This window comes from Acinetobacter sp. 1566109, assembly GCF_000582255.1.
GTDB lineage: Bacteria > Pseudomonadota > Gammaproteobacteria > Pseudomonadales > Moraxellaceae > Acinetobacter > Acinetobacter nosocomialis.
Genome location: NZ_JEYB01000005.1, coordinates 35,166 through 48,787, shown reverse-complemented (window position 1 = coordinate 48,787; position 13,622 = coordinate 35,166). Strand labels below are relative to the sequence as shown.

Sequence of the window (13,622 nt, the reverse complement as noted above, 5' to 3'; positions counted from 1 at the left end):
TAAACTCTCTGGATTATAGCGTTAGACAGGGAACTTGTGAAATTGTAATTAAAAGTACGGGTGTATATACAAATATATATACATGTGTATAATAATTAAAAAAGAGCGACAGAGCCCTCAGTTATGCAAGCAATCGAAAAGAGAAATTCTCTATTCAATTCATTAACACAAGCCGTATTTGATAAAGATATGGCGAGTTTCTGGCTACAAAAAATAAATCCCTTATGGTCTGTACAGCACGGACTAGTTCAAATTGTAAAAAAAGAATTCGTAGCTCATGACACTGTGAGCCTTACTTTAAAATGCAACCGTTTGGTCAAAATGGGAGCAGCAGGTCAGCATCATCCACTGATTGTTGAAATTGCGGGCCGCCGTTATGAACGTACTTATAGCTTGACACAAATCGATGCAGAGCACTTACGTTTAACCGTTAAAAAAGTTGCTGATGGTGTTGTTAGTAATTGGTTCATTGCTGAAAGTAAGATTGGTGATATTTTTGAGCTTGGTCAACCTTATGGTGATATGCAACAAAATATCCAGACACCAAAATTAATTATGTTAGCTGCTGGTAGTGGTATTACACCAATGTTGAGCTTAATCACAGCAATTAAGCAAAGCCAGCAATTAGAAAAAGTGCAGGTTCAGCTTTTATATTGGGTAAAACAGCGTTCTGATGCTGCTTTTACAGAGTATTTCGAGCAAGTGGCTGAACAAAACCCAAATTTCAGCTATCAGGTGTTTTACACACAAGAAACACCAAATGATGAGCGCTTAAATGCCGAACATCTTGCTTTGGTTGATGATATTGAAAACAGCACGGTCTACGCATGTGGTCCATCTGGCTTTGTTTCAACTGTCGAAGAGCTTTTTGAAAAAGCAGCAGCCGTGCTTACTGAAGCGTTTAGTTTAAGCAATGCAAGTTCTGCAGATGATGTCGGTTATGTGAATGTCACATTAACTCAGTCTAATAAAGTGATTGCAATTCCTAAGGGACAATCGATTTTGGTGAGCCTTGAGCATGAAGGTGTTAAGCCAACACACGGTTGCCGTATGGGAATTTGTAATAAATGTGTTTGTAGTAAAACGCAAGGTTCTACACGTAACCTACTAAACGGTAGTCAAAATACAGAACCAAGCCAGTTACTTAAAATTTGTGTGAACTCAGCACAATCCGATCTAGTTATTGATCTTTAAGAGAGACCTCTTATGAATATGCCAGTGAAAGTCGAATATTTTAAAAATCCTAAAAATCGCGATTTGACTCCAGCAGAACTTGAAGCATTTGCAAAAGAGCTTGACCAGATCAAACAAGAAGTATTGGATGATTTGGGTGAAAAAGATGCAAAATATATCCGTCGTGTTTATGCTGCCGTTCGCTATAGCAGTCTTTTAGGACGAGCATGCTTATTTGCAGGTTGGTTCCCACCAGCATGGATTTTGGGTACAGGTCTATTAGGTTTCTCTAAAATTATGGAGAACATGGAACTTGGTCATAATGTTATGCATGGTCAATATGACTGGATGAATGATCCAAAATTTAATGGCCAAACTTATGAGTGGGACACGGTAGGTACATCTGATAACTGGCGCCAAACTCATAACTATAAACATCATACTTATACCAATATTAAAGGTATTGATGATGATATTGGTTATGGCTTACTCCGTTTATTCCCTGAGCAACGTTGGAAACCAGGGTTTTTACTGCAACCGATTTATAGTATTCCATTTTGCTTATTGTTCCAGTGGGGCGTAGCAATTCAGAATCTTGAAATTGGGCGTGTGCTTTATAAACGTAAGACCAAGGCACAATTTTTAGAAGAGTTAAAACCAGTGAATAAAAAAATTGGTAAGCAACTTTTTAAAGACTATGTTTTCTTCCCTCTCATTGCAGGGCCAGCAGCTTTACCAGTATTTACGGGTAACTTAGTCGCTAATGGTCTTCGTAATATCTGGACATTCAGTATTATTTTCTGTGGTCACTTCACAAAAGATGCAGAAGTATTTCCAAAATCTGTTTTACAGGAAGAAAGCCGTGGACACTGGTATATGCGCCAAATTCGTGGTTCTTCTAACTTAACAGGTTCTGAGGCATTTCATATTTTGTCTGGTCACTTAAGTCATCAAATCGAACATCACTTATTCCCAGATATTCCTGCTCGTCGTTATCGTCAAATGGCTCCAAAAGTTGAAGCAGTTTGTAAAAAATATGGTTTGAACTATAACAATGCCAGCTTTGTTAAACAGTTCGGTCAAGTGGTCGGGCGTATTGCAAAATATGCTTTCCCATTTAAAAAATAATATGAAAAAGCCCTGAGAGTTCAGGGCTTTTTTTATTTCTTTTTAGAAATCCACATCGTAATAGTGGCATGGAATACCTTGTCTTTGTGAGTGTCGTAAACATCTACATTAACTAAATATTCTCCAGCCTTTTCCCAGTCATAATTCGCATGTACAGGCGCGGCTACAGCAATAAGATCCGTTTCTGCCTTTTTTAAATATTCAACAGTCATGCCTTTTGGAATCCAGCGATGAGTAGAAGGGACAGTAACTTCTGTCATTGTTCCACCTGCGAGCTCTGCCATATTACACATGGCAATTGCATGTACTGTTCCAATATGGTTAAGCACAGAACGCTTCTTTTTGATGGAAATTTCACAATAATTTGGCTTTAGCTCAATAAAAAGAGGAGAAATACTGCCGAAATAGGGTGCTTTTAGGCACAGCATACGAGAGAAAGTCCACTTTCCTTTAGGGAAAGCAGTGATTTTATTCCAGAGTTCTAATGTTGTTGCCATAATTAATTTTCCTTTAATTTGAAAATACAGAATATTATTCTGTTAAAGAATATAGTTCTGTTTACAAATATACGTCAAGTCATTCAAAATATCTCCGATGACTGGTCAGAGAATACAAAATGGTGTCTGCTCAAAATTTATTAGAACGTTTGTATCCCGGAAGAAGGGCTGCGTTAAAACGACAAATATTGTAAGATGCTTTAGATTGCTTTTTAGAGCATGGCATTGAAGCGACCAGCATTGAAATGATTCGTGCTAAATCAGAAACGAGTGTTGGAGCGGTTTATCACCATTTTAAAAATAAAGAGGGAGTCGTCGCGGCTTTATTTTTTTCAGCTTTAGATGACCAGACAGCACTAAGAGATGAATATTTAAAACGGGCCAAAACATTACAAGAGGTAGTATTTGGTTTAATTCATAGTTATGTAGACTGGGTAAGTGAACAACCCGAATTTGCAAAATTCTTAATTACTGCTCATTTCAATATTATGCAAGGGGAAGAACAGCAACAACTTGCTCAAAAAAATAAAAGTAGAAACAAAAAGATATTCAGTTTGATTGCAGATTTTGAAGAATTTAAAGCATTCCATATGATTCCACATGAACTTTTGCTGTCACTGGTCATTGGTTCTACAGAAAGTTATTGTCGTGCGTGGTTATCACAACGAGTAAAGTCTGACCCTAAAATCTATAAAGACTTGTTAGCCAAAGCAGCATGGAGTTCATTGCAAGAATTATGTTTAGAACGATAATGTGGAGTATAAAAAAACCGCATTAAGAATGCGGTTTTTTAGTTTGAAAAATAATTATTTAAACTGGATTGAACCATTTGCATTTACGGTAATTTTAGACTCACCAGCAGCCATATCTTGAGCTGGCGCTGCAGCTTCGGCCAGCGCAAATTTAGCCATACTTGCACGCATTACAGGCTGAGGAAAATAGTTATTCGTGTTTAGGTTTAGATTAACTAACGTGTATTGGCTCTTATTCCAAGCTTGAGTCAACATTTGAGCACGTTGCTGGAAGCTTTTAGATGCTTCAACCATTAACTCATTTTCAACTTTTTTACGTTGCTCATCTGAAACACTAAAATTAATGGATTGAGTTTGAAAGCTTTGTTGTAACTCATTAATTAATTGGCTTGCTGCTTTAAAATCTTTACTTTCTAAACGGATTTCTGCACGGCCACGCCATTCTTTTAATTTGTTACTGTCATTGTCATAAATTGGATAAGTGCTTTGAGCACCGGTTTCCACTTTTACCTGTGGATATTTGCGTGAAGTCGCCAGTGCTTGATTCATTAACTGGTTAATTTGATTTGAAAGTTCAGCAGGCTGCTTGTTACTTTTTTCAATATATAAAGTTGCATGCATTTCATCGTTAGATACCTGACGAGAAGCTTCTGCTTGAACATTTACAATATTGTAGTGAAGTGCATTATCATCTTGGGCAAAAACCATAGGGCTGAGTACCGTACCAAGTAGAAGAGTAGATATTGCTAAAGTACGCATAAATTTATCCTTTAAAAATTAATATAAATTTAATTTTTTTTCATTAAGAAATGTTAAACATAAGTTATGCATAACTTTTGCAGATTTTGTGGGGTATTTGTAATATTTAAATCAAGTTTTTTAATTTTTGGTGCAGACAAAAGCTTTAAAAAATAAAAACTTAAAAATAAAGTATTTCAATGTAAATTAAAAAATCAAACTAATATAAAAAAAGAATATTTTCTTTAGGTTGTCACATAGTATGATGATAATTCATCATAACTATTGGGATAATACATTTTTTCAATAAGATTAGATGAGTAAAGTACACAAAAGACGTTTTTTTTCTTGCAAAATTAGGTATCATCGCGCTCCTAGTTACAAGATATAAAATATGTGTCTTCGCTAGTTCTATAAAGCACCGAGTCAAAGGACCAAAAGTCACCAGACTTATTTCTTTCTACCCTTATCAGAGATGGTAATCCGATATGAGCGTTACTTCTGTCAACCCTGCCACTAATGCTACTAACGAATATTATTTGACTCGCCAAAGTCAAATGGAATCGAATGTTCGTAGCTATCCACGTAAATTACCGTTAGCGATAGCGAAAGCACAAGGTTGCTGGGTTACTGATGTTGAAGGTACACAGTACCTTGATTGTTTAGCTGGGGCAGGTACATTGGCTTTAGGTCATAATCATCCTGCGGTGATTCAAAGTATTCAAGACACATTGGCAAGTGGTTTGCCATTGCATACTTTAGACTTAACCACACCTTTAAAAGATGCGTTTACTGAAGCGTTGTTAGCATATTTACCAGGTGGTAAAGAAGAGTATTGCTTACAGTTCTGTGGTCCTGCTGGTGCAGATGCGACTGAAGCAGCAATTAAACTTGCTAAGACTTACACTGGTCGTAGTTCAGTAATCAGTTTCTCTGGTGGTTATCATGGTATGACCCATGGTTCACTAGCAATGACTGGTAACTTAAGTGCGAAAAATGCAGTTAATGGTTTAATGCCAGGCGTACAATTCATGCCATATCCGCATGAATATCGCTGCCCACTTGGTTTAGGTGGTGAAGCTGGTGTTGATGCTTTAACTTACTATTTTGAAAACTTTATTGAAGATGTTGAAAGCGGTGTAACTAAGCCGGCTGCTGTTATTCTTGAAGCAATTCAGGGTGAAGGCGGTGTTGTTACAGCTCCAGTAAAATGGTTGCAAAAAATCCGTGAAGTAACTGAAAAGCACAACATCGTTTTAATTTTAGACGAAGTTCAAGCTGGCTTTGCACGTTCAGGCAAAATGTTTGCATTTGAACATGCAGGTATTGAACCTGATGTTGTTGTAATGTCTAAAGCAGTAGGTGGTGGTTTACCACTTGCAGTATTAGGTATTAAACGTAAATTTGATGCTTGGCAGCCTGCTGGTCATACGGGTACTTTCCGTGGTAACCAACTTGCTATGGGTACTGGTCTTGTCGTATTAAAAACGATTAGCGAACAAAATCTTGCTCAAAATGTGCAAGAGCGTGGTGACTTCTTACAAGCTGAATTGAAAAAATTAGCTACTGAATTCCCATGTATCGGTAACGTACGTGGCCGCGGTTTAATGATCGGCGTTGAAATCGTTGACGAGCGTAAACCTGCTGACCGTATCGGTTCTCATCCTGCTGATTCTCAGTTAGCAGCTGCGATCCAGACTGCTTGCTTTAACAACAAGTTATTGCTTGAAAAAGGCGGTCGTAACGGTACAGTAATTCGTTTACTTTGCCCACTCATCATTACTCAAGAAGAGTGTGTTGAAGTAATTGCCCGCTTCAAGAAAGCAGTTGCAGAAGCATTGGTTGCAGTACGAGGCGCTTAAATATGGTGGATTTTGCAGAACATCGTAAAGCGTTACTCTGCAATGATGCACAATCCATTGCTGACTATGAGTCAGCAATGGGCGAAGCGGTAAAAGCCGTTTCAGCATGGTTGCAAAATGAAAAAATGTACACAGGCGGTAGCATTAAAGAATTGCGTTCAGCAATTTCTTTCCAACCTTCAAAAGAAGGTATGGGTGTACAACAATCTCTTCAACGTATGATTGAGCTTTTCTTAAATAAAAGCTTGAAAGTACACCATCCACATTCATTAGCGCATTTACACTGCCCAACTATGGTGATGAGCCAGATCGCGGAAGTGTTAATCAATGCAACTAACCAGTCTATGGACTCATGGGATCAAAGCCCGGCAGGTTCATTAATGGAAGTTCAGCTGATTGATTGGTTGCGTCAAAAAGTAGGTTATGGTTCTGGTCAGGCAGGTGTTTTCACTTCTGGCGGTACTCAATCTAACTTGATGGGTGTGTTGCTTGCTCGTGACTGGTGCATTGCGAAAAACTGGAAAGACGAAAATGGTAATCCATGGTCTGTACAGCGTGATGGTATTCCAGCTGAAGCAATGAAAAACGTCAAAGTCATTTGTTCTGAAAATGCGCATTTCTCTGTGCAAAAGAACATGGCAATGATGGGCATGGGCTTCCAGTCAGTTGTAACTGTACCTGTGAATGAAAATGCTCAGATGGATGTTGATGCTCTCGAAAAAACGATGGCGCATCTTCAAGCCGAAGGTAAAGTTGTTGCTTGTGTTGTTGCGACAGCAGGTACAACCGATGCTGGTGCAATTGATCCATTGAAGAAAATTCGTGAAATCACAACGAAATATGGTTCATGGATGCACATCGATGCTGCATGGGGCGGTGCACTGATCTTGTCAAATGACTATCGTGCAATGCTTGATGGTATTGAGTTGTCTGACTCGATCACCCTCGACTTCCATAAGCATTATTTCCAAAGCATTAGCTGTGGTGCGTTCTTGTTAAAAGACGAAGCGAACTATCGTTTCATGCACTACGAAGCTGAGTACTTGAACTCTGCTTATGACGAAGAACATGGTGTACCTAACCTTGTGTCTAAGTCATTACAAACGACTCGTCGTTTTGATGCATTAAAATTGTGGATGACAATTGAATCACTTGGTGAAGACCTATATGGTTCAATGATTGACCATGGTGTAAAACTGACTCGTGAAGTTGCAGATTACATCAAGGCAACTGACGGTTTAGAGCTTTTAGTTGAACCACAATTTGCTTCGGTATTGTTCCGTGTTGTACCAGAAGGTTATCCAGTTGAGTTTATCGATAGCTTAAATCAAAACGTAGCAGACGAATTGTTTGCACGTGGTGAAGCAAATATCGGTGTAACAAAAGTTGGTAATGTACAGTCATTGAAAATGACTACATTAAGCCCTGTTGTAACATTTGAAAATGTTAAAAACCTTTTAGCTCAAGTATTGGCTGAAGCTGACCGCATTAAAGATGCGATTGCTTCTGGTAATTACGTACCACCAATCGACTAATTGAGTTGATACTAAAAAAGCTCGGTTTATTGCCGGGCTTTTTTATTACATATTATTTTTATTAAAAGTGTGCATCGGAAAAGACTAATATGCACAAAATATGCATATTTTCAAAAAACAAAAATAATTATGCATGATTTATGGGGAGCAAATTTCTTATTGTATTGGTAGGTTCCAGATATTTTGGGTTGTATTGATATATCAATATCGCACTTACTTTAAATAATCCCGCTTTAACTGAAAAAAGTAAGTGGCTGTAATTACAATTAAGACAAGGAAGAAGAAATGCAACAAGCGAATATGCTCAATGAATTTAAACTCATTATTGGCGGTCAACGTTGTTCAGGTGAACAAGGTGAACTAGAAATTCTTAACCCTGCTACTGGCTTAACTGCTGCACGTTGTGCAAAAGCATCAGTTGCGCAGGTGAACCAAGCAGTGAGTGCAGCTAAACAGGCATCTAAAGCTTGGCAACAAACCTCGCATGATGAACGTAAATCAATCCTAAATAAAATTGCAGATGGCATTGAAAAGCACGCTGAAATGCTCGCAGAGCTGGTTGTTCTTGAACAAGGTAAACCACTGGCACTTGCACAAATGGAAGTGCAGGGTGCAATTGGCTGGACGCGTTATGCGGCTTCTATGGATTTACCGGTAGAAGTAATTGAAGACAGTGAAACTAAGCGTATTGAGCGCCATCGCCAACCATTGGGTGTAGTGGCTTCAATTACGCCATGGAACTGGCCACTCATGATTGCAGTTTGGCACATCATGCCTGCATTGCGTGCGGGTAATGTTGTGATTAGCAAACCTTCTGAATACACACCACTATCGACTTTACGTTTATGTGAAATCATTCAGCAAGAAGTTCCGGCTGGTGTAATCTCAATTGTGGTTGGAGCTGGTGAGATTGGCGAAGCATTATCTTCTCATCCAGATGTGCAAAAAGTTGTCTTTACTGGCTCAACTCGAACTGGTCAGCACATTATGGCTGGGGGAGCTCAGCAGCTAAAACACTTAACTTTAGAGCTCGGCGGTAATGATGCTGGTATTGTATTGCCAGATGCAAATATCGATGAAATTGCAGCTAAGATTTTTAATATGGCGTTCTTAAACGCTGGTCAAACATGTGCGGCATTGAAGCGTTTATATGTACATGAAAGCCAATATGAGGCTTTATCTCAAAAGTTAGCTGATATTGCCAACGCTCAAGTGGTGGGTGATGGTATGGCATCTTCTACAACATTTGGTCCAGTACAAAACAAAATGCAATATAACAAGGTGAAAGCTCTTATTGCTGAAGCGATTGAACAAGGTGCAAAAGCACTTTCTGGACAACAACAGCTACCAGAGCAAGGCTATTTTATTGCGCCAACTATTTTGACTGAAGTTTCTGACTCTTGCCGCGTGGTACAAGAAGAGCAGTTTGGCCCAGTGTTGCCTATTTTAAAATATGCCGATATCAACGATGCTATTGCCCGTGCCAATGACAGTGAGTTTGGCTTAGGCGGTTCAATTTGGTCTTCTGATCTTAAAGCCGCACAGACCTATGCTACGCAGCTTCAATGCGGAACGGTTTGGATTAATACCCATGCAGAAGTGCTACCTCATGCACCTTTTGGTGGCTGGAAAATGTCTGGCTTAGGCGCTGAGTTTGGTTTAGAAGGTTTGCTTGAAAATACGATTGGACAAACGGTTCACATCAGTAAAGTCTAAATATTAATTTTAAGGCGGATCTAGTATCCGCCTTTTTATTTTCACCGATATGGTAGAAAGACTTCGCTTATTTATTGGGAGTGATGATAGCTCAGGCTTTTAGGTTTAATTAAAAAATGATTCTGTTCTTTAATTTTTTTCAGAACAATGTAAGATTTTATGTGACCTATAAAATTATAAGAAAGCAATCTTTCAGTCACAAATTGAGAAAGCTGTTCTAAGTTTTCAGCAACAACTTTTAAAATAAAATCTGCATCGCCACTAATTGAAAAAGCATCCTGAATGTTATCTTCAGCTTCAATCAGCTCTTGAAAAGCTTGTTGTGATTTGGCTTCGTGTGTCCTTAAATTAATGTGAATCATTGCTGTAACTTCAAGCCCTAACGCCTGTTGCTGGATGCGTGCCGTGTAGCCAAGAATCACGCCTTTTTGCTCAAGCAATTGACGTCGTCTTGAACATTGAGAAGCAGATAAACCGATTAAATCTCCAATTTCCTGATTGGTGAGTCGTCCATTCTTTTGTAGTGCCTGAATGATTTGCCAGTCGAACTTATCCATTGCATAAAATCCTTTTATGATACACAAATCATGTATTTTTATTAAAATGCGTTTTTATTATGCACGAAATCTAAAAGATAGATGAAATATTATTTTTCTATGGAATAAAAATTGGTCTCAAAGGATATAGAGCAATGTTCATAGAAATTGGTGAATTTTTAAATCTTCGTCTAAAACAAATGGGTATCCAACATCTTTTTGGTGTACCTGGTGATTTTAACCTCTCATATCTAGAACAAGTTGAAGCAGACCCACAACTCGAATTTATTGGAAATTGTAATGAATTAAATGCTGCCTATGCAGCAGACGGATATGCACGAATTAACGGTTTTTCTGCCTTGGCTACGACTTATGGTGTAGGTGACTTAAGTGCCATTAATGGTATTGCAGGTGCCTATGCAGAAAATGTACCTCTTATTCATATCTCAGGTATTCCACCTTTACATGCAGTTCAAAAGGGCACTTTAATTCACCACACGCTTGTCGATGGTAACTATGACAATATTATGAACTGTATGAAAGAGTTCACAGTTGCCCAAACTCGTTTAACTCCTGCAAATGCAGCTTCTGAAATTGATCGTGTTTTACGTCAGTGTTTCCTTGAACGCCGTCCTGTACACATCCAACTACCTGGTGATATTACCCACGTTAAAATTGAAGTGTCTGAGCGTCCACTCGACCTAAGCTATCCAGCAGTTGAACCTGAATTATTGCAAAGTGTGGTAAGCAAACTTTGTGACATTATTGAGAATGCTCAAAGTCCAGCGCTTTTAGTTGATAATGAAGCTTCAGTGTTTGGTGTAACTTCACTTTTAAATGATTTGTCTCAAAAATGCTCAATTCCATTTGCAGGCATGAATACTGCAAAAAATATTATGGATGAAGGCTCACCACGCTACATTGGTACTTATGTTGGTGGGGCAAGCCAACCGCATGTGAAAAATATCATTGAACAATCTGACTGTTTAATTGGTATTGGCGCGCGCTTTACCGATGTAGGCTCAGCTGTATTTACTCATCAAATTGAGACCAAGAACTACATCGAAATTAAATCTTATGGCTTAAATATTTTTGGGCAGGATTTTCCGGGTATTGAAATTGGACAATTACTTGTTGAGCTAAATAAAAAAGTTGCGCCACGTAAATCGTCAGTCCCCCTTCTTGAAAAACAACCTCAGAAAGTAGTTGAAGCTCCAGCACAACAGAAGCTTAGCCAAGATGTGCTTTGGAATTACATTTCGGGTTTCTTAAAAGAAGATGATGTGATTATTGGTGAAGTCGGGACATCAAACTCTGCTTTGTCAGGTATAAAGCTGCCTGCTACAGCTAAATATATTGCACAGCCGCTTTGGGGGTCTATTGGTTACACCTTACCGGCTTTGCTTGGTAGTTTGTTGGCTGCCCCTGAACGCCGTCAAATTCTATTTATTGGTGACGGTTCGTTCCAGCTTACGGTACAAGAGCTTTCTACAATTATCCGTCATGGTTTAAAACCAATTATTTTCTTGCTGAACAATGGCGGCTATACCATTGAGCGCTTAATTATGGGTGAAAACGCTGCCTATAACGACGTGCAAAACTGGAAATACACTGAAATTCCAGCGGTATTTAACGGTAAGAAAGGCCATACAACTTATGTGGTTGAAACCGCAGGGCAGTTAAAGAGTGTTCTAGACAACGTTCAGCAAAATGACCAGTTAACTTTTATTGAATTAAAACTACCAGCAATGGATGCCCCGGTGAGTTTGAAAAAATTTGCTTCTGTGATTGCACGTTTTGATTACGGCGATCGTGGCTACGAAATTTTAAAGGAGCGTTCCCAACCTATTAAATGTAAGGATGCAAGCTCGTTTTAAATAGAAGATAGGACACGTCTTCTCAAAATTAAATGGACTCATATTAAAGCAATTTATGTCCGAAGGTCGGTTTCTGATCTTCGGATGTGGTGCTGAATAAAGGTGTACAGGAAGTGACACCAACATTGGAGATAATGTTATGGATGCAAATAATAAGCACGAGTTAAAACAAGGCTTATCCAATCGGCATATTCAACTCATCGCACTCGGAGGGGCGATCGGAACTGGGTTATTTTTAGGTCTTTCTCAAACAATTAAATTGGCTGGTCCTTCAATTTTATTAGGATATGCAATTGCAGGAGTGATTGCCTTTTTAATTATGCGTCATTTAGGTGAAATGGTTGTTGAAGAACCGGTAAGTGGTTCTTTTAGTTATTTTGCGAACAAATACTGGGGCAAAATGGCTGGCTTTATGTCTGGTTGGAACTACTGGGTGTTGTATGTACTGGTAAGTATGGCCGAACTGAGTGCAATTGGCACGTTTATACAGTTCTGGTGGCCTGAAATTCCAACATGGATGACTGCATTATTTTTCTTTATTTTAATTAACGGCATTAACTTGGTAAATGTCCGCTTTTTTGGGGAATCCGAGTTCTTATTTTCCTGCATTAAAATTGTTGCGATTTTAAGTATGATTGGCTTCGGTGCTTATCTTTTACTTTCAGGCTCAGCAGGTCCGCAAGCAGGTGTTGCAAATTTATGGCAACACGGTGGTTTCTTTCCGCATGGTATTCATGGCTTTATTATGGCTTTGGCTGTGATTATGTTTGCATTTGGTGGTTTAGAGCTTATTGGTATTGCAGCTGCAGAAACCAAAAAACCTGAAACAACAATTCCAAAAGCAGTGAACCAGATTGTGTACCGCATCTTGATTTTTTATATCGGTGCAATTGGTATTCTTTTATGTCTTTATCCTTGGAATATGGTGGCAGAAGGCGGTAGTCCATTTGTCTTAATTTTCCAGTCACTCAATAGTAATGGCGTTGCCAATGTTCTGAACTTTGTGGTCTTGATTGCTGCTATTTCGGTTTATAACAGTTGTATTTATTGTAATAGCCGTATGTTGCATGGTTTAGCAGAGCAGGGTAATGCGCCAGCAATTTTGAAAAAAGTAAATAGCCGTGGTATTCCAGTTCCGGCAGCAGTGGTGTCTGCATCAATCACAGCAGTCTGTGTGGTGGTGAACTATTTAATTCCTGGCCAAGCTTTTCAGCTCTTTATGATGTTGGTTGTTGCAGCGCTTGTCATTAACTGGCTCATGATTTCTGTCACGCATTTGAAATTTACTAAAGCAATGAAATTACAACGTCGTCAAACTAAGTTTCAAAGCATCATGAGCCCATGGAGTAACTATTTAACCATTAGCTTTGTATGTTTCATTCTTATTATTATGGCGATGACGCCAGATATGAGACTGGCTGTGATTTTGGGGCCGATCTGGCTTGCTGTTTTAGCCATTATGTATTTCTTGAAGTACCGTAAAAAAATGGTCCCAATGCCAGAAGTACAATCAAACTGATAAGCTTAATTTACGGTGATATTGCGGTTATCTGACAAAAAGCATGTAACCGTTTATCTTTTTGTCATAATATTTTCATCTTTGAACGAAATAATTTTTTAAAAACAAATATGTCATCTAAAAATTTGAGAAATGTGTCAAAAATTAAATTTGTAATAACAATTTATTAAATTCTTTAAGTTTTTATAATTTAAGAATAATTGTAAATTTGGTAATTGGGATGATTGTCATATTTAATATAAAAATTAGGTTCTCTAAGCCTTATAAAATAAGTTTAAATGCTTGATAT

General features: G+C 38.4%; 10 protein-coding genes and 1 pseudogene. 8 read left to right on the top strand and 3 right to left on the bottom strand.

The genetic code is table 11. The features are described 5' to 3' along the window. Window positions 1-123: 123 nt before the first annotated feature. Window positions 124-1,194, top strand: a complete 1,071-nt coding sequence (locus J582_RS08175) for a ferredoxin reductase (protein ID WP_031981771.1) — start codon at window positions 124-126, stop codon at window positions 1,192-1,194. A gap of 12 nt (window positions 1,195-1,206) precedes the next feature. Then, window positions 1,207-2,301 (top strand): fatty acid desaturase family protein, encoded by a 1,095-nt coding sequence (locus J582_RS08170; protein ID WP_002052591.1) that lies wholly within the window; start codon window positions 1,207-1,209, stop codon window positions 2,299-2,301. Between the two features lie 32 nt (window positions 2,302-2,333). On the opposite strand, the gene J582_RS08165 is transcribed toward J582_RS08170, so the two are convergent. Further along, the gene (locus tag J582_RS08165) at window positions 2,334-2,798 is read right to left on the bottom strand and encodes a hotdog fold domain-containing protein (protein WP_031981772.1); all 465 of its coding nucleotides are present in this window, start codon (window positions 2,796-2,798) and stop codon (window positions 2,334-2,336) included. Window positions 2,799-2,917: 119 nt separating this feature from the next. Between J582_RS08165 and J582_RS0104435 the strand changes: the two are divergent. Further along, window positions 2,918-3,550 (top strand): annotated as a pseudogene (locus J582_RS0104435) (TetR/AcrR family transcriptional regulator). Window positions 3,551-3,604: 54 nt separating this feature from the next. Here the strand turns inward: J582_RS0104435 and J582_RS08160 are convergent. After that, a complete protein-coding gene (locus J582_RS08160) occupies window positions 3,605-4,309 on the bottom strand; it encodes an SIMPL domain-containing protein (RefSeq protein ID WP_002052708.1) in 705 nt (234 codons plus the stop codon). Between the two features lie 467 nt (window positions 4,310-4,776). Between J582_RS08160 and J582_RS08155 the strand changes: the two genes are divergently transcribed. The 3 genes from J582_RS08155 (at window position 4,777) to J582_RS08145 (ending at window position 9,401) form a co-directional block, all read left to right on the top strand. Further along, complete coding sequence (locus J582_RS08155) at window positions 4,777-6,150, top strand: diaminobutyrate--2-oxoglutarate transaminase (RefSeq protein WP_031981775.1); 1,374 nt, start codon at window positions 4,777-4,779, stop codon at window positions 6,148-6,150. A gap of 2 nt (window positions 6,151-6,152) precedes the next feature. Next, window positions 6,153-7,685 (top strand): pyridoxal phosphate-dependent decarboxylase family protein, encoded by a 1,533-nt coding sequence (locus J582_RS08150; RefSeq protein WP_004707641.1) that lies wholly within the window; start codon window positions 6,153-6,155, stop codon window positions 7,683-7,685. A gap of 285 nt (window positions 7,686-7,970) precedes the next feature. After that, entirely contained in the window at window positions 7,971-9,401 is a 1,431-nt protein-coding gene (locus J582_RS08145; protein ID WP_032047708.1) for an aldehyde dehydrogenase family protein, read from the top strand. Window positions 9,402-9,472: 71 nt separating this feature from the next. Here J582_RS08145 and J582_RS08140 read toward each other — a convergent pair whose 3' ends face one another. After that, window positions 9,473-9,958: an Lrp/AsnC family transcriptional regulator gene (locus tag J582_RS08140; protein WP_004885973.1), complete on the bottom strand. Its 486-nt coding sequence runs from the start codon at window positions 9,956-9,958 to the stop codon at window positions 9,473-9,475. 134 nt (window positions 9,959-10,092) lie between these two features. Between J582_RS08140 and J582_RS08135 the strand changes: the two genes are divergently transcribed. Next, entirely contained in the window at window positions 10,093-11,814 is a 1,722-nt protein-coding gene (locus J582_RS08135; protein ID WP_031981779.1) for an alpha-keto acid decarboxylase family protein, read from the top strand. 139 nt (window positions 11,815-11,953) lie between these two features. Continuing rightward, window positions 11,954-13,333: an amino acid permease gene (locus J582_RS08130; RefSeq protein ID WP_002052892.1), complete on the top strand. Its 1,380-nt coding sequence runs from the start codon at window positions 11,954-11,956 to the stop codon at window positions 13,331-13,333. Window positions 13,334-13,622 lie beyond the last annotated feature (289 nt).

Bases quoted from the DNA above. Each gene is read 5' to 3' on its own strand.
- J582_RS08170 (WP_002052591.1), top strand. From the start codon at position 1,207: ATGAATATGCCAGTGAAAGTCGAATATTTTAAAAATCCTAAAAATCGC.
- J582_RS08160 (WP_002052708.1), bottom strand. From the start codon at position 4,309: ATGCGTACTTTAGCAATATCTACTCTTCTACTTGGTACGGTACTCAGC.
- J582_RS08175 (WP_031981771.1), top strand. From the start codon at position 124: ATGCAAGCAATCGAAAAGAGAAATTCTCTATTCAATTCATTAACACAA.
- J582_RS08155 (WP_031981775.1), top strand. From the start codon at position 4,777: ATGAGCGTTACTTCTGTCAACCCTGCCACTAATGCTACTAACGAATAT.
- J582_RS08165 (WP_031981772.1), bottom strand. From the start codon at position 2,798: ATGGCAACAACATTAGAACTCTGGAATAAAATCACTGCTTTCCCTAAA.
- J582_RS08130 (WP_002052892.1), top strand. From the start codon at position 11,954: ATGGATGCAAATAATAAGCACGAGTTAAAACAAGGCTTATCCAATCGG.
- J582_RS08140 (WP_004885973.1), bottom strand. From the start codon at position 9,958: ATGGATAAGTTCGACTGGCAAATCATTCAGGCACTACAAAAGAATGGA.
- J582_RS08135 (WP_031981779.1), top strand. From the start codon at position 10,093: ATGTTCATAGAAATTGGTGAATTTTTAAATCTTCGTCTAAAACAAATG.
- J582_RS08145 (WP_032047708.1), top strand. From the start codon at position 7,971: ATGCAACAAGCGAATATGCTCAATGAATTTAAACTCATTATTGGCGGT.
- J582_RS08150 (WP_004707641.1), top strand. From the start codon at position 6,153: ATGGTGGATTTTGCAGAACATCGTAAAGCGTTACTCTGCAATGATGCA.